Here is a 20404-nt window from a genome sequence, read left to right on the forward strand (position 1 = left end):
GTCAAACAGGGCGACACCGTGATCAACACCACCTGCGGCAAATGCGGCGCCCCCAATAAGGTCAAGGCGCCGAAGGGCGTCACCCGCGTGGCCTACGTCTGCAAGGAATGCGGGGCGAAGCAGGAGACGCTGTGAGGCCGGCGCGGTAGCCCGGATGCAGGCGGTGAAATCCGGAGCTTGATCGGCGATCCAGATGCCGACCGAAGGTCGTAAATTCACCTCGGCGCCGCCACCTCGATCTGCTAAAATGCTGTATGTCCCAAGCCGCTAACCAGCTCCTAAAACCTTCGGAAGCCCTTGCCGAGCATGGCAATCGACTGGCGGCGATCCTCAGCGAGTTCGGGCTGACCAATCCGCGTCTGTTCGGCTCGGTCGCGCGAGGTGAAGACACCCGGCGGAGCGATCTCGACATCCTTGTCGATGCCGTCCCAACCACTTCGCTCTACGACTTTGCCCGTGCGGAGCAGGCGCTTGAAACACTGCTTGGTTGCCGGGTCGAGATCGTCACTGCCGGACTGCTCGCTCCGGACGTTGCCGCCCGCATCCAGACGGATCTTGTGCCGTTGCCGTGAGCCGACGATCGGTCCTCGATTGGCTGAACGACATCATCGCCTGGGGTGAGCGGTTGGAAGGTCACTTGGCCGGCGTGAGCTACGAGGGCTTTCTGAACGATCCAAAGACTCAGGACGCCGCGGCAAAATGCGCCGAGGCGATCGGTGTCGCCGCCAACGAGCTCGCAAAGCTCGACCCGACGCTGGAAGCGCGTTTTCCAGAGCTCCAGCTCGGCTTGGCTTACAGAGCTCGCAACAAGCTCAGTCATGGCTACTACATGGTCGAGCAGCAGATCGTTTGGACGACTGTGACGATATCTATCCCTCAGACGGTGGCGGCGGCGAGGAGGGCGAAGTATCTTTTTTGAGCTGAGCGTTTGGGGGCCGCGAGTACCACCATCGATACGAGCAAGCCCGCGTGTCGCTGTGCTTCTGTGGTCGCCAATCCTCAATCAAAAATGGTAGTGTGCAACCATCCACGCTGGAACGCAAATGCAGCCTCGATATCGCTTTCCAGCACACGGCCGCGGGAAAGCTTGGGCAGCCTATTCGCCGGGAAAAAGTCGACGTCGGTCGTTTCACCGTGGGCAGACGGAGCCCTCAGATCTGTTCTTTCGCAAATGAAGAACAGCTTATAGAAATCGCGTGCGTCCGGCTCGTAGGGCTGCTTTGCCTTGTGGCGGACGCTGTAGAGGCTCCGTGGTGACACGGCGATTCCAGCCTCTTCCCAAATTTCCTTCACAACGTTTTCGGCCGCGGAGCGACCGACATCGGCAAAGCCACCCGGTAGTGTCCAGCACCCGTCGCTCTTCTCGCGAACGAGAAGGATACTGTTTTTCTCGATCACGGCCCCTCGGACATCTACTTTGGGGGTGGCGTAGCCCTTGGCGAAATCCGAAACGAGCCCTTCAATCCGCTCGATCGGTACGCTCCCCAGCTGAGCTATCATGCTGTTGGCGATGTGGGCGATCTCGCGATAGCGCTCCTGATCAAACTCGTCCGTGCAGAAGGATAGGCCTGTCGAGGCAATTGCTTGAAGCTGTTTCGCCCATGCGAGCCATCGATCTTCCATGGCAACCTCCGGGTCGTTGAGGCGATGCGCAGCCGTGTATCACTCGTCAGTTCAACAAGCGGCTCTGTGCTCGCCCGATGATGTATTCCGCGCCAACGCCGGGAAATGGTCAACTGCCGTTCTTGAAAGATCAGCAGCAGCAGCCCGTGTGAGCAAGACGACAAGCGTCGGTCGACCAATTCGGCCCATCAGTCTTGCTGATGCGGACAGCGGTGTTGTTGCCACGTTAGTGGCTGACTTCCCGCCGCCTCGCTCCGTCTCCTCAAGCCTGCCAGAATGCGGCGGCGGATCAGGCCGCTGAACGGGCGGACGGCGTACCAATATGGCAGTAGCTTCAGGTGTGCGCCGCGATCGGGGCAGAACGCGCGGGTTTCGGTCGTCAGGCGAATACGGCCGTCGCTTTCCGGCGCGGTCGCGAAGTTGAGCGCGAGCTTGACGAAGCCGCCCCGCTGAAACGCGGCGAACGCCGCGCCGTCCGCAATACGGGCGAGGCCGAAGTTGGGGCGCCAGAATTGGCCGACCAAGCCGAACAGCCGCGCGGTGTGCATCGGCAACCCGCGCAAGGTGATCATCAGCTGTAGCCCGCATGAGCGAAGCGAAATGCGGCGCTTTCCAGAATTGTTCAATCCCGCATTTCGCTTCGCTCATGCGGGCTACGAGGCTCACACCCAATTCTCCGTCCTCACCCCCGGCATCCAAGCGAACTCCCGCATGTTATTGGTGACGACGATCAGTCCCTCGCTGCGGGCGTGGCCGCCGATCTGCATGTCGTAGGCGCCGCAAGGCGTGCCGGCGCGTTCGAGTTCGGCGCGGAGCTGGCCGTAATGCCCGGCGGCCTTTTCGGCAAAGGGGAGGACGTCGAGGCGTGCTGTGAAATTGGCAATCGTGTCGAGGTTCTCGACTCGGCGGGCTGACTTCTCCGCACCGTAAATCAGTTCGCCGAGGGTGATGCTGGAGATGCACAACTGTTCCGCCAGCGCGTTGAATTTGTCGCGCAAGGAGGGCGGGCGCGTCTTGATGACGTAGATACAGATATTGGTGTCGAGCATGTAGGTGAGCATCACAGCGGCTCACGCTCCTCGGCGGCGGGCTGCTCGCGCTCGTTGAGGAAATCGTCGCTGGCGCGCGGGCCGCTCAGGAAAAAGTCGTCCCAGCGCTGGCCATGCGGCACGATCACGCGACTGCGGCCGATCTTGAGGATGTCGACCTTGTGCACGCCGTCCGGGAAGGCGACCCCCTTGGGCAGGCGAACGGCCTGACTGCGATTGGTGGTGAAGACGGTCGAGCTCGCCACAGCCACACTCCGATAGGGATATCCAATCGGGATATACATAGCGCCTGGGCTCGATAATCGCAATGGCAGGGGGCAATAGCCCCTCCTGCAACTTCCTCGCATCCACCATATCTGGGTCTGACTGGGGCGCATGGCCGCAAATGTGGCGGCGTCCTTGGCCGGCGGGGGCGGATGTGCTATGGCCCAGCCGCCGCTTCCGAACCGCTATCCCGTAACCGCTCGCACCCGATGAACCGGCTGCGACGGTGGAGACTTTTCCTATGAGCACAGCCAACCCCGCGTCCGCGCCCGACAGTTTCTTCTCCGCCTCGCTCGAGCAGGCCGATCCCGAGATCGCCGCCGCCATCAAGGGCGAACTCGGCCGCCAGCGCCACGAGGTCGAGCTGATCGCCTCCGAGAACATCGTCAGCCGCGCCGTGCTGGAAGCGCAGGGCTCGGTGATGACCAACAAATACGCGGAAGGCTATCCGGGTAACCGCTATTACGGTGGCTGCGAGTTCGTCGACGTTGCCGAGAATCTCGCGATCGAGCGCGCCAAGAAACTGTTCGGCGCGGGTTTCGCCAACGTCCAGCCGAACTCCGGCAGCCAGATGAACCAGGCGGTGTTCCTGGCGCTGCTACAGCCGGGCGATACTTTCATGGGCCTCGATCTGGCCGCCGGCGGCCATCTCACCCACGGCGCACCGGTCAACATGAGCGGCAAATGGTTCAAGCCGGTGCACTACACCGTGCGCCGCGAGGACCAGACCATCGACATGGATGCGGTCGCCAAGCTCGCCGAGGAGGCCAAGCCGAAGCTGATCATCGCCGGCGGCTCGGCCTATCCGCGGGCCTGGGACTTCAAGCGCTTCCGCGAGATCGCCGACAGCGTCGGGGCGTATTTCATGGTCGACATGGCGCACTTCGCCGGCCTGGTGGCGGGCGGCGTGCATGCTTCGCCGGTGCCGCATGCTCATGTCACCACCACCACCACCCACAAGTCGCTGCGCGGCCCGCGCGGCGGCCTGATCCTCACCAATGACGAGGCGCTGGCCAAGAAGTTCAACTCGGCGATCTTTCCCGGTCTGCAGGGCGGCCCGCTGATGCATGTGATCGCCGCCAAGGCGGTGGCTTTCAAGGAAGCGCTGCAACCCGACTTCAAGGTCTACGCGAAGAACGTCGTCGAAAACGCCAAGGCGCTTGCTGAAACGCTGCGCGGCGCCGGCTTCGATCTGGTTTCGGGCGGCACCGACAACCATTTGATGCTGGTCGACCTGCGGCCGAAGGGGCTGAAGGGCAACATCTCGGAGAAGGCGCTGGTCCGTGCCGGCATCACCTGCAACAAGAACGGGATCCCGTTCGACCCGGAGAAGCCGTTCGTGACCTCGGGCCTGCGCCTCGGTACCCCGGCAGCGACCACCCGCGGGTTCGGCGTCGCCGAGTTCCAGCAGGTTGGTAACTTGATCGCCGAAGTGCTGAATGCGATTGCGCAATCCGAAGGCGGCTCCGCGCCGCTGGTGGAAGCCGCGGTGAAGCAGCGGGTCAAGGAATTGACCGACCGCTTCCCGATTTACCAGTAGGATCTGATGGCTCGCGCACGCGTCGCCGTATCGACTGCGTCATGCCCGGACTTGATCCGGGCATCCATCGTTCTTGCGAAGAAGCTGGATTGCCGGGTCAAGCCCGGCAATGACGATGTTAGGGGTTGAACGATGCGCTGCCCAAACTGCAACAGCCTCGATACCCAGGTGAAGGATAGCCGCCCGACCGAGGATTCCTCGGTGATCCGGCGGCGGCGGGTGTGCATTGCCTGCAATTTCCGCTTCACCACCTTCGAGCGGGTGCAGCTTCGCGAGCTGATCGTGATCAAGCGCAACGGCCGCAGGGTGCCGTTCGACCGCGACAAGCTGGTGCGCTCGGTGCAGATCTCGTTGCGCAAGCGGCCGGTCGATCCGGAGCTGGTCGAGCAGATGGTGTCGACCATCGTGCGCGAGCTGGAAAGCGGCGGCGAGGCGGAGATCTCGTCGGAGACCATCGGCGAGAGCGTGATGGATCACCTGCGCAAGCTCGACGACGTCGCCTATGTCCGCTTCGCCTCGGTGTACCGCAATTTCCGCGAGGCCAAGGATTTCGAGGCGGTGCTCGGCGAACTGTCGCACGAAGACCAGGCCAGGGCGTTGCTGGTCCGCAAATGATCTTCCGCATCCTGGAGGAGCAGATCGGCCAGAAGTTCGCAGCCGAGAAGGCGGCCAAAGCCGGTCATTCAGTCGATCGGCGCTTCATGCAATTGGCGTTGGCGCTCGGCCGGCGCGGGCAGGGCCGCACCGCGTCCAATCCCGCGGTCGGCGCGGTACTGGTCAAGGACGGCGTCATCATCGGCCGCGGCTGGACCCAGGACGGCGGTCGCCCCCATGCCGAGGTCGAGGCGCTGCGCCGGGCCGGCGAGGCGGCGCGCGGCGGGACGCTGTATGTCACGCTCGAGCCGTGCTCGCACCACGGCCGTTCGCCGCCCTGCGCCGATGCGATCATCGCCGCCGGAGTCGCGCGGGTGGTGTCGGCGATCGAGGACCCCAATCCGCTGGTCGGCGGCCAGGGCCACGCCCGGCTGCGCGCCGCCGGCATCGCGGTCGACATCGGCGTCTGCGCCGAGGAAGCGACCCGCGACCATGCCGGTCACCTGTACCGGATCACCGCCCAGCGCCCACATGTGACCTTGAAGCTGGCGGTCTCCGCCGACGGCAAGATCGCCGCTGCCGGCCACCAGCCGGTCGCAATCACCGGCGAGGCGGCGAATGCCCGGACGCATCTGCTGCGCGCCCGTTCCGACGCCGTGCTGGTCGGGATCGGCACCGTGCTGGCCGACGATCCGGCACTGACCTGCCGGCTGCCGGGGATGGCGGCACAGTCGCCGATCCGCGTGGTGCTCGACCGATCGTTGCGGGTTCCGGCTGCCAGCAAGCTTGTGCATTCAGCGCGGATCACGCCGCTGTGGCTGATGGCGTCCGAGATCGCCGAAGCCGCCACCGCCGCACGGCTCGGTGCGGCCAGCGCCGAGGTCGTCCACGTCGCCGATTGCGCCGACACGCCCGGACTGGATCTGCCGGCGGTGCTGCGTGCGCTGTCGGATAAGGGCGTCACACGCCTTCTGGTCGAGGGCGGCGCCCGCGTCGCCGCGGCGTTCGTGACGCAGCGCCTCGCTGACGAGATCCGGCTGTGGCGCAGCGACAATCCAATCGGTGCCGACGGCGTCGACGCGTTGGACGGCCTGCCGCTGTCCGCAATCACCGAGTCCCCGCATTGGCGCGTTCGCAGCACCGAGAGAGTTGGCGCGGATACGCTCACCATCTACGAGTCGAACTAGAAGGCACTCCATGTTCACCGGCATTGTCACCGACATCGGCGAGATCGAGACCGTCAAGCCGGTCGCGCAGGGCCAGTTGCACCGGCTACGGATCCGCTGCGCCTACGACCAGACGACCATCGCGGACGGCGCCTCGATCGCCAGTAACGGCATCTGCATGACCGTGGTTGGCTCCGGCGTCGAAGCCGGCAGGACCTGGTACGAGGTCGACGCCGGCGCCGAGACGCTGGCCAAGACCACCGCGAGCGCCTGGGCTGCCGGCACAAGGCTCAACCTCGAGCGTGCGCTGAAGATCGGCGACGAGCTCGGCGGCCATATCGTCACCGGCCATGTCGACGGCATTGCCAAGGTGGTGGCGCGCGAGGAGCTGCCGGACATGGCCCGCTTCACGCTGGAAGCCAGCCGCGAGCTCGCCCGGTTCATCGCGCCGAAGGGCTCGGTGACGCTCGACGGCACCTCGCTGACGGTGAACACCGTCGAGGACACCCAATTCTCGGTGCTGATCATCCCGCACACGCTGTCGGCGACCATTTTGGGCGGCTGGCAGGTCGGCAGCGAGGTCAATATCGAGGTCGACCTGATGGCGCGCTACGCAGCGCGGCTGAGCGAGACGAAATAGCAACGCTCCCGTCATGCGCGGGCTTGACCCGCGCATCCATCGTCTTAACAAGAACGCGTCCGTCTATTCGCGAAGCAAGATGGATTGCCGGGTCGAGCCCGGCAATGACGGCAAACACCGGGACCTAAGAATGGCAGACGCGCGGCGCGCACCCCTGAAAGACCAGACCGACATTTCGGGCGCGCGCGTCCTGATCGTCGAGGCGCGGTTCTATGACGACATCCAGGACGCGCTGCTGGAAGGCGCGGTCGCCGAGCTGAAGGCAGCTGGTGCGACCCATGACGTCCTCACCGTGCCCGGCGCGCTCGAGATTCCGGCTGCGGTCGCGATCGCGATCGATGCCGCCGCGGCCGCCGGCAAGCCGTATGACGCGGCGATCGCGCTCGGCTGTGTGGTGCGCGGCGAGACTATCCATTTCGAGATCGTGTCGATGGAATCCGCGCGCGGCCTGATGGACCTCAGCGTGGCGCGCAAATTCCCGCTCGGCAACGGCATCATCACCGTCAACACCGACGAGCAGGCCTGGGCGCGGGCCAAGCCCGGCGACCTCAACAAGGGCGGCGATGCCGCGCGCGCCGCGCTGGCGATGCTGCGGATCAAACGCCGGCTGGCGAAGGCGTGATGCCGATGGCCGAGATCAACAAACCCGCGTTCAAGAAGCCCGATCTTAAGAAGATGACGCCGAAAGGCGAGCGCAAGGCCAACCGGCGCGGCGCGGCGCGGCTCGCCGCGGTGCAGGCGCTGTACCAGATGGACATCGGCGGCGCCGGCATCAACGAGACCTTCGCCGAGTTCGAGAGCTTCTGGATCGGCAACGAGGTCGAGGGCGAGCAGTATCTGCCGGCCGAAGCCGCATTCTTCCGCGACATCGTCGCCGGCGTGGTGCGCGATCAGAAGCAGATCGATCCGTTGATCGACGATCTGCTCTCCAAGGGCTGGCCGCTGGCGCGGATCGACGCCATCCTGCGCGCGGTGATGCGGGCAGGGGCCTATGAGCTCGAACACCGCAAGGACATCCCGGCGCGGGTCGTCGTCTCGGAGTATGTCGACGTCGCCCATGCCTTCGTCGAGAAGGACGAAACCGGCATGGTCAACGCCGTGCTCGACCAGATCGCCCGCCGGTTCCGCGAGGACGAGTTTACGCGCTGAGCACGCTGAGTGCGGGACGCCGCAACAGGGGCGGACTAACCTCGCCCCGCGTGCGGGGAGAGGTCGGATCGCATCGTCAGATGCGATCCGGGTGAGGGGGCGCCTCCTCGAGGCCGAGAGTCAGTGCTCGGGGCACCCTCACCCCAGCCCTCTCCCGCAAGCGGGAGAGGGAGCGCACCGTGCCTTGGGTAACGTAGGTGCAATGACGGCGAGGTTCTTGCTTCGATGCCCTCCGGTGAAGACGATCTGATCGCACGCTACTTCAAACCTCTGGCGACCGATCCCGGGGCGCGGGGGCTGGTGGATGACGCCGCCGTCTTGGCTGCCACGGACAGCGATCTGGTGCTGACCACCGACGCGATCGTCGAGGGCGTGCATTATCTCCCAGACGACCCGCCGGACGCGATCGCCCGCAAGGCGCTGCGGGTGAACCTGTCGGATCTGGCCGCCAAGGGCGCCGAGCCGGCCGGCTTCCTGCTGACGCTGGCGCTGCGCCAGGCCGACGAACGCTTTCTCGCCCGGTTCGCTGTCGCGCTCGGCGAAGACGCCGCCGCGTTCCACTGTCCGCTGCTCGGCGGCGACACGGTGTCGACGCCCGGACCGATGATGATCTCGGTGACCGCGCTCGGCCGAGTGCCGCCCGGCCGGATGGTGGCGCGCGACACGCTGCGCCCCGGCGACGCCATCGTCGTCACCGGCACGATCGGCGATGCCGCTCTCGGGCTCGATCTGTTGCAGGGCCGGGCAACGGCCGCCAGCGACGCGGACCGCGCCTTCCTGACCGATCGCTACCGGGTGCCGCAGCCGCGCTCGGCGCTGGCGCTCGCGGTGCGCGACTATGCCGGAGCGGCGATGGACGTCTCGGACGGCCTCGCCGGCGATCTCGCCAAGATGTGCGCCGCCTCAGGTGTGACCGCGACTCTGAACGCTGCTGCAGTGCCGTTGTCCGATGCTGCAACTGCGATCGTCGCCACCGATCCGTCGAAGCTGGCGCGATTACTCAGCGGCGGGGATGATTATGAGTTGCTTTGCGGCGTTGCACAAAACGAGCTCGATCAGTTCCTTGCTGCAGCGCAACGAAGTGACGTGCAGATGACTGTCATCGGCGTTGCCGAGCAGGGAACTGCGCCGCAGCGCTGGCTCGATGGAAACGCCCGCGAAATCTCGCTGAAGACCCTGTCGTTCAGTCATTTCTGACGCTTAGTCACTGGTATTCCGGCGCGAGGAAGTTCGCTGGAATAGCCCGAAGGTCAGCGGAAAAGCCCAGCTTAGTCCCTTCGCAGCGATTGCGGAGCACCTGTGATTTTGGCAAGGTTCGCCGCGATTTGAGGCTGCCCCGCGAAAGAGGGCACGCCATCTTGTTGCGCGCCCGCGCCGCTCCCGCAGCGCAGGCACGGGGGTGAAACTCGGGACTGAGGCAATCAGGTATGACATCTCTATGGGTGATCGTGCTCTGCGGAGCGCTATCGATCGTATACGCCATCTGGGCGACCTCGTCGGTGCTCGCCGCCGACCAGGGCAACGCGCGGATGCAGGAAATCGCGGGCGCAGTGCGTGAAGGTGCGCAGGCCTATCTGAAGCGCCAGTACATGACCATCGCGATCGTCGGCGTGGTGATCTTCGCGCTGCTCGCTTACTTCCTCGGCATCCTCGTGGCGATCGGCTTCGCGATTGGCGCGATCCTGTCGGGCGCGGCGGGCTTCATCGGCATGAACGTGTCGGTCCGCGCCAACGTCCGCACCGCCCAGGCGGCGACCACCTCGCTGGCCGGCGGCCTCGAGCTCGCCTTCAAGGCCGGCGCGATCACCGGCCTCCTGGTCGCGGGTCTCGCGCTGCTCGGCGTCACCCTCTACTTCATCTACCTGATCCACTTCGCGGGCCTCGAAGCCAACAGCCGCACCGTGGTCGACGCGCTGGTCGCACTCGGCTTCGGCGCCTCGCTGATCTCGATCTTCGCCCGTCTCGGCGGCGGCATCTTCACCAAGGGTGCGGACGTCGGCGGCGACCTCGTCGGCAAGGTCGAGGCCGGCATTCCGGAGGACGATCCGCGCAACCCGGCGACGATCGCAGACAACGTCGGCGACAATGTCGGCGACTGCGCCGGCATGGCGGCCGACCTGTTCGAGACCTATGCGGTGACCGCGGTCGCGACCATGGTGCTGGCGGCGATCTTCTTCGGCACCGCCGGCAAGGCGGAGCTGCAGAGCATCATGACGCTGCCGCTCGCCATCGGCGGCATCTGCATCATCACCTCGATCATCGGCACCTTCTTCGTCAAGCTCGGGGCCTCCCAGTCGATCATGGGCGCCCTGTACAAGGGCCTGATCGCCACCGGCGTGCTGTCGCTGGTCGGCGTCGGCGCGGTGATCTTCGGCCTGATCGGTTTCGGCAAGCTGCCGGGCGTTGCCTATTCCGGCATGTCGCTGTTCCTGTGCGGCGTGGTTGGTCTCGCCGTCACCGGCCTGATCATCTGGATCACCGAATACTACACCGGCACCGACTATCGCCCGGTGAAGTCGATCGCCCAGGCGTCGGTCACTGGTCACGGCACCAACGTGATCCAGGGTCTCGCCATCTCGATGGAAGCGACCGCTCTGCCGGCGCTGGTGATCATCGCCGGCATCCTGGTGACCTACAGCCTCGCCGGCCTGTTCGGCATCGCGATCGCCACCACCACGATGCTGTCGCTCGCCGGCATGATCGTGGCGCTCGACGCCTTCGGCCCGGTCACCGACAACGCCGGCGGCATCGCCGAAATGGCCGGTCTGCCGAAGGAAGTGCGCAAGTCGACCGACGCGCTCGACGCCGTCGGCAACACCACCAAGGCGGTCACCAAGGGCTACGCGATCGGCTCCGCCGGTCTCGGCGCGCTGGTGCTGTTCGCCGCCTACAATGAAGACCTCAAGTTCTTCATTGCGCAGAAGTCGCCGTACTTCGTCGGCGTCGCCCCGGACTTCTCGCTGAACAACCCCTACGTCGTGGTCGGCCTGCTGTTCGGCGGCCTGCTGCCGTACCTGTTCGGCGCGATGGGCATGACCGCGGTCGGCCGCGCCGCCGGTGCGATCGTCGAGGAAGTGCGTCGCCAGTTCCGCGAGAAGCCCGGCATCATGAAGGGCACCGACAAGCCGGACTACGGCAAGGCGGTCGATCTTCTGACCAAGGCGGCGATCAAGGAAATGATCATCCCGTCGCTGCTGCCGGTGCTGTCGCCGATCTTCGTCTACTTCGCGATCTACGCGATCGCGGGTGGCGGTGCGGCCGGCAAGTCGGCGGCATTCTCGGCGGTCGGCGCGATGCTGCTCGGCGTCATCGTCACCGGCCTATTCGTCGCGATCTCGATGACCTCGGGCGGCGGCGCGTGGGACAACGCCAAGAAGTACATCGAGGACGGCCACCACGGCGGCAAGGGCTCCGACGCCCATAAGGCCGCGGTGACCGGTGACACCGTCGGCGATCCCTACAAGGACACCGCGGGCCCCGCCGTGAACCCGATGATCAAGATCACCAACATCGTCGCCCTGCTGCTGCTGGCGATCCTGGCGCACTGAGCGTCAGATCGGTTGCTCCAACACCAAGCCCCGCGGCGCAAGCCGCGGGGTTTTTGCTTTTCGGACCTCCGCAAAGCAAGCCGGGCTCGCCGTTTATCCGATTGAACCTATCGGAACTCGCCGCGTTACCCGTTCCCATCTCGCGGAAGGACCACGACATGAGCGGTGTGAGCGGCATCAAGGAACATATGGAAGTGATCGGCGCCGACGGCGTGCATGTCGGCACTGTCGATCGGGTCGACGGCAATCGCATCAAGCTGACCAAAAAGGACAGCGGCGAAGGCCATCACAAGGGACATCACCACTTCATCGATAGCGGCTTGGTCGCCGAGGTTGAAGGCAACAAGGTGCGACTGTCCGCCAACGCCGCCGTCGCGGTGACGATGGAAGAAGAGAAGTAATCAGAGCTACGATCTTCGCGCCGAGCGAGCCAGCGCTGCTGGTGTTGCAGCACGCGAGAGCTCATGGGAGCATCATGAAACGATGCGTCTCGAAACATGAGGTTGCGGGCTCGGCGCCTCCGCGTGAGAGCATTCTTCGAGACGCTCAGCTGCGCCGGGCTCCCAAAGGATGTGGTTGGCGCATTGTGGGTGCTGGTTTTTCCTGGGGCGTGATAGGTGACGAGACACGTCCCAACACGCTCCAAAGGAATGAGCCTATGTCGCTGTCATCCGCCAAGAACTACGCGCTGCGCGCGGCCAAATCGCAGGACCAGAAGGAAGCGATCGAACTGCTGTCGAAGGCGATCCTCGAGCTGGCGAGTTCGATCGAAGCCACCGACGCCAAGATCAAGAAGATCAACAAGGACAAATCATAGGTGTAGGATCGGCCGGGTCGGGCGGGGAGCTGTGTGCATGGCGATCGCGACGGCAATGCTGGAAGCCAATGGATTGCGCTTTGCGGTCGACACCGCGGGGCAGGGCGACACCGTCGCGCTGCTGCTGCACGGCTTTCCGGAAGCGCGGCAGTCGTGGCATCGGCAGATCCCGTTTCTGGCGGAGCTCGGCTGGCGAGTGGCGGCGCCGGATCTGCGCGGCTATGGCGGCACGTCGCGGCCGGCCGGAAAGGCCGCCTATTCGATCGAGCATCTGACCGACGACGTTGCGGCGCTGTTCGCGGCGCTTGGCGGCAAGCGCAACATCCTGATCGGCCACGACTGGGGCGGGGTGATCGCCTGGCAGGTCGCGCTGCGCGGCAAGGTGAAGCTCGACGGGCTGGTCATTCTCAACGCGCCGCATCCGGACGCGTTCGCCCGCGAGCTGCGCCGCGGCTGGACCCAGCGCCGCCGCTCCTGGTACTTCGCGTTCTTCCAATTGCCGTGGTTGCCTGAATGGCTGCTGACCCGCAACGGCGGCGCACCGCTGGTGAAGATGTTCAGGAGCCACAGCGAGCACATTCTGCGCGAGCAGATCGAGATCTACCGCCGCAACATTGTCCAGCCGGGCGCTGCCACCGCGATGCTGAATTACTACCGCGCCAACTTTTCCGGGCTGGCCGGCGGCGCCGGCAGCAATCCGATGATCGCGGTGCCGACGCTGATGATCTGGGGCAAGAACGACCTCGCGCTCGATCTCAGACTGACCGAGGGCAACGAACAGTTCGTCGAGGATTTCACCCTGCGCACGTTGCCAGCCGCGTCGCATTGGGTGCAGCAGGACGCCCCCGACGAGGTGAACGCGACAATTGCGGAATGGGCGCGGCGCAAAGGGCTGGCTTAGCCGGGGCGGCGCTTCTGCGATGGGGTTGGTTGCGCTCAACCCATCCTACGAGCGAGGCACAGGTCGGATGGGTTGAGCGCAAGCCAAACCCATCAGACCATGCCGTGGAAGCCTCCGCCTTAGCGGAAGCTGATCAGCCGGAACAGCGGCGCCAGATAGCTCATCTCCTGGCCGGAGGTCGGCGTGGTGCGGCTGATGAAGTCGAAGATCTTGCCGTCCTTCAGGCCGTAATTGGCGATGCGGCGGACCAGACGGTTCTTGTCGAAATAGATCGCGATCACCCGCTGGTCGATCACCTTCTGCGGCATGAACGCCACCGGACGCTCGGTGCGCTGCGAGATGTAGTAGAAGACTTCACCGTCCAGCGTCGCCACCGTCGACGGCGTGCCCATCACCAGCAGCACCTGATCCTGGCTGGCGCCGATCGGAATCTGCTCGAGCGCGCCGTTGGGCAGAATGTAGCCCTTCTGGAATTGCTCCGACGTGCAGGCGCCCATGCCGGCGCCGACAAGCGTCAACGCCACGGCGAGCCCGAGGCTGCGCGGCAGTGAAAAGCGGCTTCGCGGCGCGTCGGCGCGTCCGCGTCGGTCGATCGAAATACTCATCCGGGAGCTGGCCTCATCCCCTTGCATCGCGCAGGGCGTTGACGTACCGGGCAGGAACTCGGAAAGCAATCCCGAAAGGCCCCACCGGGCCCGGACCTGGAACCCGCAATGATTTGGCCGTTCAATCTGCTCCGTCCGCCCCGGACGCCATCGCGCGGCACCATTGAAGCGATCTATGGCACGATCGTGGCGCAATCGCGCCTGCCGGTGTTTTACCAGCAATTCGGCGTCGCCGACACCGTCAACGGCCGATTCGAGATGCTGGTGGTGCATTTGTGGCTCGTGCTGCGGCGGATTCGCAGCATTCAGGACGCATCCACCTTCGCCCAGGCGTTGTTCGACTATTTCTGCAGCGACCTCGATGCGAATTTGCGCGAGCTCGGCGTCGGCGATCTGTCGGTGCCGAAGCGGATGCAGGCGTTCGGCGAAGCGTTCTATGGCCGCTCGGCGGCCTATGATCTGGCGCTGACCGAAGGCCGCGAAGATATGGAGCTGGCGCTGAACCGGAACGTTCTCGACGGCGCCGACATTGAGAACGCGCGCAAGCTGGCGGTGTATGTCGGGCAGGTGATCGCCGCGCTCGACGCGGTGCCGCCGGCCAAGCTGCGCAGCGGCGAGCTGCCGTTTCCGCAGCCGACCGCTTAAGACGAAGGACGTTGGACGATGGCGAGCGAGAACAATCCGTGGAGCGTGCCGGTCGTGGTGATGCAGATTCCGGAGATCGGACTGCACCGCGAGATCACGGCGAGCGCTGCGGAGTGCGAGGCGATCAGCGCGCTCGGCGATCTGCGCGGTGTGTCGGAAGCGACGGCCTCGTTTGATCTGAAGCCGTTCAGCGACGGCCGCGTCCATCTCACCGGCCGGGTCCGTGCCAAGGTCACCCAGACCTGCGTGGTGACGCTCGATCCGGTCGACAAGGCCGTCGACGAGACGGTCGATCTCACCTTCCTGCCGCCGGAACAGATTCGCGAGCTCGCCGATTCGGTCGACGACAATGGCGATCCGGATCCCAGCGATCCGCCGGAGGCGATCGAGCGCGGCATCATCGACATCGGCCGCGTCGCCACCGACGCGCTGTATCTCGGGCTGGACCCGTATCCGCGCAAGCCCGATGCGGTGTTCGAACCGATGGTGGATCTCGTCGATCCCGACATGAACCCATTTGCGGCGTTGAAAGCGCTGCAACAGCCGGCGGCGGAGCCGCCGCGCAAGCCGAAGAAAGGCTGAGCGGGCCGTGCCCGCTCCGGCTCGCCGCGGATGCGGCGTGTTCGCGCCGGAACTCGTGCGCGCACGCTACGAAATGCGACTTAAATCTGCCCGATCAAGATGTTGTATCGGGGCCGGGAACGGCTATTGTCCGCCCCAATCGGTGTGCAGCGCTGCACGCTTTTCACCGCCCCTTCGGGGCTTTTTTTGAGTCCACGGCCAAGCGCTTCAAGGTCGCAGGCGATCAGGCTTCCGGAACGCCCATGCCTCAGAAAGTTCGAATCGCGCTCGACGCAATGGGGGGCGATGTCGGTCCCGCTGTCGTCATTCCCGGCGCGGCGATCTCCCTCGGCCGGCATCCGAACGTCGAGTTCTTGCTCTACGGCGATTCCAAGCTGATCGAGAAAGAGCTCGCAGCATATCCCGCGCTGCGCAAAGCCTCGCGCGTCGTTCACACCGACGTCGCGGTGGCGATGCACGACAAGCCGAGCGTGGCGCTGCGCCGCGGCCGCTACAAATCCTCGATGTGGCAGGCGATCGACGCGGTGAAGAAGGCCGAGGCGGACGTCACGGTGTCGGCCGGCAATACCGGTGCACTGATGGCGATGGCGCGGTTCTGCCTGCGCACGTTGCCGGGCATCGATCGTCCGGCGATCGCAGCCACCTGGCCGACGATGCGCGGCGATTCGGTGGTGCTCGATCTCGGCGCTTCGATCGGCGGCGATGCCCACCATCTCAAGGCGCTCGCGATCATGGGCGCGGCGATGGCCAGCGTGCTGTTCGATCTGGAGCGGCCGACCGTCGGGCTTCTGAACATCGGCGTCGAAGAGATCAAAGGCGGCGAAGAGGTGCGCGAGGCCGCCGAACTGCTGCGGGCGATGGATTCGCAGCGCTTCGATTTCATCGGATTCGTCGAAGGCGACGGCATCGGCAAGGGCGCTGCCGATGTGATCGTGTCGGAAGGCTTTGCCGGCAATATCGCACTGAAGGCGGCGGAGGGCACCGCTCGCCAGCTCGCCGAATATCTCCGGGCCGCGATGTCCCGCACCTGGCGGTCGAAGATCGGCTATCTGTTCGCGCGCGACGCCTTCAAGGCGCTCAGGGACAAGATGGACCCCAACAAGTCCAACGGCGGTGTCTTCCTCGGTCTCAACGGAATCGTGGTCAAGAGCCACGGCGGAACCAACGCCGAGGGCTTTGCTTACGCCGTGGATGTTGGCTATGACATGGTCCGCTACGATCTCCTGACCAAGATCAATCAAACGCTTAATCGTGATGCCGGCGCGTTGGTCGCGACGCCGAGCGCCCAGGAGGCTGTCTCGTGACGGTGATTCGTTCGGTTGTACTGGGCTGCGGCGCTTACCTGCCGGAGCGGGTTCTCACCAACGAAGAGCTGGCCCGGACTGTCGACACCTCGGACGAATGGATCGTCCAGCGCACCGGAATTCGCGAACGCCACATCGCCGCCGACGGCGAATTCACCTCGCATCTGGCCACCAAGGCGGCCCAGGCGGCGCTCGACAATGCGGGCCTGACCGCCGATCAGATCGATCTGATCGTGCTGGCGACCTCGACTCCAGACCACACTTTCCCGGCGACCGCGGTGCAGGTTCAGGCCGCACTTGGCATGACTCACGGCGTCGCATTCGACCTGCAGGCGGTGTGCTCCGGCTTCGTGTTCGCGGTCGCGACCGCCGACAATTTTCTTCGCGCCGGCTCGGCCAAGCGCGCGCTGGTGATTGGCGCCGAGACCTTCTCGCGCATTCTCGATTGGAATGATCGCGGCACCTGCGTGCTGTTCGGCGATGGCGCCGGTGCGATCGTGCTTGAGGCGCAGGAAGGTTGGGGCACCTCGGCCGATCGCGGCGTGCTGACCACGCATCTGCGTTCGGACGGCCGTCACAAACACAAGCTGTATGTCGATGGCGGGCCATCAAGCACCCAGACCGTCGGCCATCTGCGGATGGAAGGCAAAGAAGTGTTCAAGCACGCGGTCGGCATGATCACCGGCGTGATCGTCGATGCCTTCAATGCCTCCGGCACCAGCGCCGACAATGTCGATTGGTTCGTGCCGCATCAGGCCAACAAGCGGATCATCGACGCCTCGGCGCAGAAGCTGCACATCGCACCCGAGAAGGTGGTGATGACGGTCGATCGCCATGGCAACACCTCGGCGGCCTCGATCCCGCTGGCATTGTGCGCTGCGGTCCAGGACGGCCGGATCCAGAAGGGCCATCTGGTGCTGCTGGAGGCGATGGGCGGCGGATTCACATGGGGCGCCGCGCTGCTCCGCTGGTAGTTGCTCGCGTAAAATTTTAGCAGCATTTCCATGGCGTTCGGTGCTAACTTTGAGACGCTTTAAGACCCGACGGAGTTGACCGCCGGTAGTTAACCTCTTAATTTCAGCGCGGATTTTCTTTCGCCGTGAGGTGGGGCAGGCGATGGCCGGACGAACAGTCACACGTGTCGATCTATGCGAGGCGGTCTACCAAAAGGTCGGACTGTCGCGCACCGAGTCGTCGGCATTCGTCGAACTGGTGCTGAAAGAGATCACCGACTGCCTGGAGCGGGGCGAGACGGTGAAGCTGTCGTCGTTCGGCTCGTTTCTGGTGCGGCAGAAGGGGCAGCGCATCGGGCGCAACCCGAAGACCGGCACCGAAGTGCCGATCTCGCCGCGGCGGGTGATGGTGTTCAAGCCATCGGCGATTCTGAAGCAGCGCATCAACGCCAATGGCGCGATGCCGAATTCGACCACAGAATCTGAAGAAGACACCGCGCAAACCGCCTCTGGCGGCTGACGGAGAGCTCGCCTTTGGACAAGGCACCCGACGCATTCCGCACCATCAGCGAGGTCGCAGCCGAGCTCGACATTCCGCAGCATGTGCTGCGGTTCTGGGAGACGCGGTTCAACCAGATCAAGCCGATGAAGCGCTCGGGCGGGCGGCGCTATTATCGCCCCGACGACGTCGATCTGCTCAAGGGCATCCGCCGGCTGCTCTACGGCGAAGGCTACACCATCCGCGGTGTACAGCGGATCCTGAAAGAACACGGCATCAAATCGGTGCAGCGGCTGGCCGATGCCGAGGTCAATGCCAGCTTCGGGGCGGTCGAGGCGGCGATCACCCGGTCCGTTGCCGAGGAAGAAGAGTTCGAGCCGATTCCCGGCGGCATCGATGCCGATGACGACGATTACGACGGCGAGGACGAGGGGCTCGATCTGCATGCCACGATGGCCGAGCCTGACCATCGGCCAGCGCCGGCGCCGCGCCGCAACATCGTCGCCGAGTCGCGCCACGATCCGCATTTCGACGATCACGATGACGACGATTTTGCCGTCGAGCCGGCTCCAGCGATGGCTGCGCCCGCACGTGCGCCGCGGTTCGATCTGCCGCCGCTCGAGTTTCCCGCCGCCAAGCTGCCGCCGGCACCGCCACCGGTCGATCTCGCGCCGCTGCGCGCGGCCCTCGGCGACCTGATCGCCTGCCGCGAACTGCTCCACGCCGCGTTCAAGGACAGCTGAGGTCCGGCGAACAGCTTGAGCAGGAACCTCAACAAACGCCTTTAAGCGTTGGCAAAGTCTGTGTTTTCGGTATGACCTGCCATCCACGATGGGGCTTGTGCGCGAAGGTTTTGGCGCAGCGGCGTTTGCGCCGAGGCGTAGATGCCCGGAACACGCCTGGGCATCACGTTGTGAAACGGGTGGCGGCCAAATCGGTCGATGGTGCAGAGGTCGCGGTCAACGGCGGCACCGCCGCATTCTCCGGCGAACACGTCCCGAATTGATCCTCCGCAGCTTGCGCGACGCACCGATCGCCGCTACAGCATCAGGGCCGAAACGGCATCGGAGCGTGGCGCAGCCCGGTTAGCGCACTAGTCTGGGAGACTAGGGGTCGAAGGTTCAAATCCTTTCGCTCCGACCATTTTGTAGATTTCGTATTTTGAAGCGATTATCGCGAAGGGCGCTTTTAGACGGCGTCAGTGTCGGTTCGCGATTTTGTCGATTCGGCGAGACATCGTCGGATGCATCGAACTCTCAAACTGATTACCGGCGTGGCGCGCGCTCGGTCACCGCCGGTCGCATCCTTCCGCCCATCATCGAAATGTCATAGCCTCGCTGCATCGCGGCAACCGAGGATTCGACGATGCGACTGCGTGTGCGGAAGGCCGCCCATCTCCTCGAGCGTACCGGACTGGCGCTGGCCGGCGCGGCGTGCGGCACCTTCGTCGGCGCCCATGTCGGCACCAGTTTCGCGGCGCTGACCACCGTCGGCTTTCTGCTGGGCATGATCGGGCTTGGCGCGATCGGGTTCTATCTTGGCATCGACATCCCGCCGCTGCCTTTCCACGACGCGGAGGAGGAAAGCCGCGCCCGCGGCAAGGTCGACGCCGCCGAGTTTCTCAGCGCGTTCGGTACATTTCTCGCAACGCTCGCGGCGTTTGTGTCGGTGACGGCCGTGGTACTGCGGCTCAATCTGCATTCGGTGTCGAGCTGGCTGATCTTGATCGGCTGGCTCGCCGGCGTGACGATGCAGATCACCGCCGGCGCGATCGCGCGGCTGCGCCGCTCGCACACTCACTAAACTAACGACCCACACACAAACGAAAACCGCCCCGGAGGGCGGTTTTCCAGCATCGTGGCGAGCTCTGCTTGGCCTGGTCCGCCGCGCGCGCGGGCAGGCTCCGCAGCGGGATTACTTGCGTCCGAGCATTCCGGCGACCGATTGCGGCAGCGGGATCTTGGCGACGAGCTGCGGGGCGAACACCACCGCCGCGATAGCGAGCGCAATCAGCACCGGCAGCAGTTCGAACGACGACACTTGCGCCACGATCCAGATCGCCACGATCAATGCGGCGAGTTCGGCGGCGAAATACATCAGCACGGTGGTGAAGCCGGGCTTCGGCGATTTGGTCAGCGGCGGCGCCGTAAAGGCGACGAACACCGAAAACACCAGAAGCGCGACCAGCAGCAGAAACAGAAACGCTGCGGTCTGAAGGGTGGCTGCCAGCATGCTCGGGACTCCTGAAGGATCGATTGAATCTGCCCCTCAAGACTAGGGCAATTCGCCGAATCGCAAAAGCGCGCCGCTGTCCGGGACGCGCCTGACGACGAATGCAGGCGGGTCACGGCGCGCCGCGATGGACTCGCGAAAACCCAGACCTGCAGCTAAGCTCGCAAGCGCAGCTTCGGCTCGAACCGGGGCGCGCCACGCCGGAGCAGGCTTACGAGGTCGAGTTCTATCAGAGCTTCGCGGCCGAAGTCGGCTGGCGACTCGGCTGAGACCACCGGCAAGACCAACATCAA

General features: G+C 64.9%; 26 protein-coding genes and 1 tRNA gene. 21 read left to right on the plus strand and 6 right to left on the minus strand.

All coding sequences use genetic code 11. The annotated features are described in order from the left end of the window. The first annotated feature begins 254 nt into the window (after positions 1-254). Together DNX69_RS07695 and DNX69_RS07700 are read left to right on the plus strand one after the other, a co-directional pair. Positions 255-572 (plus strand): nucleotidyltransferase family protein, encoded by a 318-nt coding sequence (locus DNX69_RS07695; protein WP_110785438.1) that lies wholly within the window; start codon positions 255-257, stop codon positions 570-572. Then, entirely contained in the window at positions 569-919 is a 351-nt protein-coding gene (locus DNX69_RS07700; protein WP_165825210.1) for a HepT-like ribonuclease domain-containing protein, read from the plus strand. The genes DNX69_RS07695 and DNX69_RS07700 overlap by 4 nt, the downstream gene beginning before the upstream one ends. 80 nt (positions 920-999) lie before the next feature. Here DNX69_RS07700 and DNX69_RS07705 read toward each other — a convergent pair whose 3' ends face one another. The 4 genes from DNX69_RS07705 to vapB form a co-directional block, all read right to left on the minus strand. Further along, on the minus strand, positions 1000-1623 hold the full coding sequence (locus DNX69_RS07705) for an NUDIX hydrolase (RefSeq protein ID WP_110785440.1): 624 nt from the start codon (positions 1621-1623) through the stop codon (positions 1000-1002). A 188-nt stretch (positions 1624-1811) separates the two neighbouring features. After that, the gene (locus tag DNX69_RS07710) at positions 1812-2195 is read right to left on the minus strand and encodes a hypothetical protein (protein ID WP_207803125.1); all 384 of its coding nucleotides are present in this window, start codon (positions 2193-2195) and stop codon (positions 1812-1814) included. A gap of 90 nt (positions 2196-2285) precedes the next feature. Next, positions 2286-2684, minus strand: a complete 399-nt coding sequence (vapC, locus tag DNX69_RS07715; RefSeq protein WP_110785441.1) for a type II toxin-antitoxin system tRNA(fMet)-specific endonuclease VapC — start codon at positions 2682-2684, stop codon at positions 2286-2288. Continuing rightward, positions 2684-2917, minus strand: coding sequence for a type II toxin-antitoxin system VapB family antitoxin (gene vapB, locus DNX69_RS07720; RefSeq protein WP_110786013.1), 234 nt, complete (start codon positions 2915-2917; stop codon positions 2684-2686). Before vapB ends, vapC begins: the two co-directional genes overlap by 1 nt. A gap of 260 nt (positions 2918-3177) precedes the next feature. Here vapB and glyA point away from each other — a divergent pair, with 260 nt between their 5' ends. The 11 genes from glyA to DNX69_RS07770 all read left to right on the plus strand — a co-directional run bounded on the left by glyA (position 3178) and on the right by DNX69_RS07770 (position 13291). Continuing rightward, on the plus strand, positions 3178-4476 hold the full coding sequence (gene glyA, locus DNX69_RS07725) for a serine hydroxymethyltransferase (protein ID WP_110785442.1): 1299 nt from the start codon (positions 3178-3180) through the stop codon (positions 4474-4476). Positions 4477-4608: 132 nt separating this feature from the next. Further along, on the plus strand, positions 4609-5091 hold the full coding sequence (nrdR, locus tag DNX69_RS07730; RefSeq protein WP_110785443.1) for a transcriptional regulator NrdR: 483 nt from the start codon (positions 4609-4611) through the stop codon (positions 5089-5091). Then, positions 5088-6257, plus strand: a complete 1170-nt coding sequence (gene ribD / locus DNX69_RS07735; RefSeq protein WP_110785444.1) for a bifunctional diaminohydroxyphosphoribosylaminopyrimidine deaminase/5-amino-6-(5-phosphoribosylamino)uracil reductase RibD — start codon at positions 5088-5090, stop codon at positions 6255-6257. The genes nrdR and ribD overlap by 4 nt, the downstream gene beginning before the upstream one ends. Before the next feature lie 10 nt (positions 6258-6267). Then, positions 6268-6876, plus strand: a complete 609-nt coding sequence (locus DNX69_RS07740; RefSeq protein WP_110785445.1) for a riboflavin synthase — start codon at positions 6268-6270, stop codon at positions 6874-6876. A 130-nt stretch (positions 6877-7006) separates the two neighbouring features. Continuing rightward, positions 7007-7498, plus strand: coding sequence for a 6,7-dimethyl-8-ribityllumazine synthase (gene ribH, locus DNX69_RS07745; protein ID WP_110785446.1), 492 nt, complete (start codon positions 7007-7009; stop codon positions 7496-7498). A gap of 5 nt (positions 7499-7503) precedes the next feature. Beyond that, on the plus strand, positions 7504-8025 hold the full coding sequence (gene nusB, locus DNX69_RS07750; RefSeq protein ID WP_207803127.1) for a transcription antitermination factor NusB: 522 nt from the start codon (positions 7504-7506) through the stop codon (positions 8023-8025). 225 nt (positions 8026-8250) lie between these two features. After that, positions 8251-9222, plus strand: a complete 972-nt coding sequence (thiL, locus tag DNX69_RS07755) for a thiamine-phosphate kinase (protein WP_110785447.1) — start codon at positions 8251-8253, stop codon at positions 9220-9222. Between the two features lie 230 nt (positions 9223-9452). Next, positions 9453-11573, plus strand: a complete 2121-nt coding sequence (locus DNX69_RS07760) for a sodium-translocating pyrophosphatase (RefSeq protein WP_110785448.1) — start codon at positions 9453-9455, stop codon at positions 11571-11573. Between the two features lie 158 nt (positions 11574-11731). After that, entirely contained in the window at positions 11732-11974 is a 243-nt protein-coding gene (locus DNX69_RS07765; RefSeq protein WP_207803128.1) for a DUF2171 domain-containing protein, read from the plus strand. A gap of 257 nt (positions 11975-12231) precedes the next feature. Next, positions 12232-12390, plus strand: a complete 159-nt coding sequence (locus DNX69_RS26295; RefSeq protein ID WP_165825211.1) for a hypothetical protein — start codon at positions 12232-12234, stop codon at positions 12388-12390. Between the two features lie 37 nt (positions 12391-12427). After that, positions 12428-13291 (plus strand): alpha/beta fold hydrolase, encoded by an 864-nt coding sequence (locus tag DNX69_RS07770; RefSeq protein WP_110785449.1) that lies wholly within the window; start codon positions 12428-12430, stop codon positions 13289-13291. 119 nt (positions 13292-13410) lie between these two features. Here the strand turns inward: DNX69_RS07770 and DNX69_RS07775 are convergent, their stop codons facing one another. Continuing rightward, positions 13411-13896 carry an outer membrane protein assembly factor BamE gene (locus tag DNX69_RS07775; protein ID WP_110785450.1) on the minus strand — a complete coding sequence of 162 codons (486 nt, stop codon included), beginning with the start codon at positions 13894-13896 and terminating at the stop codon, positions 13411-13413. A 108-nt stretch (positions 13897-14004) separates the two neighbouring features. Here DNX69_RS07775 and DNX69_RS07780 point away from each other — a divergent pair, with 108 nt between their 5' ends. The 8 genes from DNX69_RS07780 to DNX69_RS07815 all read left to right on the plus strand — a co-directional run bounded on the left by DNX69_RS07780 (position 14005) and on the right by DNX69_RS07815 (position 19682). Continuing rightward, positions 14005-14541, plus strand: a complete 537-nt coding sequence (locus tag DNX69_RS07780) for a ubiquinol-cytochrome C chaperone family protein (RefSeq protein ID WP_110785451.1) — start codon at positions 14005-14007, stop codon at positions 14539-14541. Positions 14542-14559: 18 nt separating this feature from the next. Then, a complete protein-coding gene (locus tag DNX69_RS07785; RefSeq protein WP_110785452.1) occupies positions 14560-15123 on the plus strand; it encodes a YceD family protein in 564 nt (187 codons plus the stop codon). A gap of 242 nt (positions 15124-15365) precedes the next feature. Further along, positions 15366-16427 carry a phosphate acyltransferase PlsX gene (gene plsX, locus DNX69_RS07790; RefSeq protein WP_110785453.1) on the plus strand — a complete coding sequence of 354 codons (1062 nt, stop codon included), beginning with the start codon at positions 15366-15368 and terminating at the stop codon, positions 16425-16427. Then, entirely contained in the window at positions 16424-17401 is a 978-nt protein-coding gene (locus DNX69_RS07795) for a beta-ketoacyl-ACP synthase III (protein ID WP_110785454.1), read from the plus strand. Before plsX ends, DNX69_RS07795 begins: the two co-directional genes overlap by 4 nt. 142 nt (positions 17402-17543) lie before the next feature. Beyond that, positions 17544-17900 (plus strand): integration host factor subunit alpha, encoded by a 357-nt coding sequence (locus DNX69_RS07800; RefSeq protein ID WP_110785455.1) that lies wholly within the window; start codon positions 17544-17546, stop codon positions 17898-17900. Between the two features lie 14 nt (positions 17901-17914). Then, complete coding sequence (locus DNX69_RS07805; protein WP_110785456.1) at positions 17915-18622, plus strand: MerR family transcriptional regulator; 708 nt, start codon at positions 17915-17917, stop codon at positions 18620-18622. Between the two features lie 322 nt (positions 18623-18944). Next, positions 18945-19022: transfer RNA gene (locus DNX69_RS07810), tRNA-Pro, on the plus strand. Positions 19023-19244: 222 nt separating this feature from the next. Continuing rightward, entirely contained in the window at positions 19245-19682 is a 438-nt protein-coding gene (locus tag DNX69_RS07815) for a hypothetical protein (protein WP_110785457.1), read from the plus strand. Positions 19683-19793: 111 nt separating this feature from the next. Here the strand turns inward: DNX69_RS07815 and DNX69_RS07820 are convergent, their stop codons facing one another. Next, a complete protein-coding gene (locus DNX69_RS07820) occupies positions 19794-20111 on the minus strand; it encodes a hypothetical protein (protein WP_110785458.1) in 318 nt (105 codons plus the stop codon). Positions 20112-20404 lie beyond the last annotated feature (293 nt).

Origin of the sequence: Rhodopseudomonas palustris (assembly GCF_003226555.1) — a bacterium.
Classification (GTDB): Bacteria; Pseudomonadota; Alphaproteobacteria; order Rhizobiales; family Xanthobacteraceae; genus Rhodopseudomonas; species Rhodopseudomonas palustris_I.

What these genes read in the sequence shown, in the direction of transcription:
- DNX69_RS07695 (WP_110785438.1), top strand. Translation starts at nt 255, where the DNA reads ATGTCCCAAGCCGCTAACCAGCTCCTAAAACCTTCGGAAGCCCTTGCC.
- DNX69_RS07705 (WP_110785440.1), bottom strand. Translation starts at nt 1,623, where the DNA reads ATGGAAGATCGATGGCTCGCATGGGCGAAACAGCTTCAAGCAATTGCC.
- DNX69_RS07710 (WP_207803125.1), bottom strand. Translation starts at nt 2,195, where the DNA reads ATGATCACCTTGCGCGGGTTGCCGATGCACACCGCGCGGCTGTTCGGC.
- vapC (WP_110785441.1), bottom strand. Translation starts at nt 2,684, where the DNA reads ATGCTCACCTACATGCTCGACACCAATATCTGTATCTACGTCATCAAG.
- glyA (WP_110785442.1), top strand. Translation starts at nt 3,178, where the DNA reads ATGAGCACAGCCAACCCCGCGTCCGCGCCCGACAGTTTCTTCTCCGCC.
- nrdR (WP_110785443.1), top strand. Translation starts at nt 4,609, where the DNA reads ATGCGCTGCCCAAACTGCAACAGCCTCGATACCCAGGTGAAGGATAGC.
- ribD (WP_110785444.1), top strand. Translation starts at nt 5,088, where the DNA reads ATGATCTTCCGCATCCTGGAGGAGCAGATCGGCCAGAAGTTCGCAGCC.
- DNX69_RS07740 (WP_110785445.1), top strand. Translation starts at nt 6,268, where the DNA reads ATGTTCACCGGCATTGTCACCGACATCGGCGAGATCGAGACCGTCAAG.
- ribH (WP_110785446.1), top strand. Translation starts at nt 7,007, where the DNA reads ATGGCAGACGCGCGGCGCGCACCCCTGAAAGACCAGACCGACATTTCG.
- nusB (WP_207803127.1), top strand. Translation starts at nt 7,504, where the DNA reads ATGGCCGAGATCAACAAACCCGCGTTCAAGAAGCCCGATCTTAAGAAG.
- thiL (WP_110785447.1), top strand. Translation starts at nt 8,251, where the DNA reads ATGCCCTCCGGTGAAGACGATCTGATCGCACGCTACTTCAAACCTCTG.
- DNX69_RS07760 (WP_110785448.1), top strand. Translation starts at nt 9,453, where the DNA reads ATGACATCTCTATGGGTGATCGTGCTCTGCGGAGCGCTATCGATCGTA.
- DNX69_RS07765 (WP_207803128.1), top strand. Translation starts at nt 11,732, where the DNA reads ATGAGCGGTGTGAGCGGCATCAAGGAACATATGGAAGTGATCGGCGCC.
- DNX69_RS26295 (WP_165825211.1), top strand. Translation starts at nt 12,232, where the DNA reads ATGTCGCTGTCATCCGCCAAGAACTACGCGCTGCGCGCGGCCAAATCG.
- DNX69_RS07770 (WP_110785449.1), top strand. Translation starts at nt 12,428, where the DNA reads ATGGCGATCGCGACGGCAATGCTGGAAGCCAATGGATTGCGCTTTGCG.
- DNX69_RS07775 (WP_110785450.1), bottom strand. Translation starts at nt 13,896, where the DNA reads ATGAGTATTTCGATCGACCGACGCGGACGCGCCGACGCGCCGCGAAGC.
- DNX69_RS07780 (WP_110785451.1), top strand. Translation starts at nt 14,005, where the DNA reads ATGATTTGGCCGTTCAATCTGCTCCGTCCGCCCCGGACGCCATCGCGC.
- DNX69_RS07785 (WP_110785452.1), top strand. Translation starts at nt 14,560, where the DNA reads ATGGCGAGCGAGAACAATCCGTGGAGCGTGCCGGTCGTGGTGATGCAG.
- plsX (WP_110785453.1), top strand. Translation starts at nt 15,366, where the DNA reads ATGCCTCAGAAAGTTCGAATCGCGCTCGACGCAATGGGGGGCGATGTC.
- DNX69_RS07800 (WP_110785455.1), top strand. Translation starts at nt 17,544, where the DNA reads ATGGCCGGACGAACAGTCACACGTGTCGATCTATGCGAGGCGGTCTAC.
- DNX69_RS07815 (WP_110785457.1), top strand. Translation starts at nt 19,245, where the DNA reads ATGCGACTGCGTGTGCGGAAGGCCGCCCATCTCCTCGAGCGTACCGGA.
- DNX69_RS07820 (WP_110785458.1), bottom strand. Translation starts at nt 20,111, where the DNA reads ATGCTGGCAGCCACCCTTCAGACCGCAGCGTTTCTGTTTCTGCTGCTG.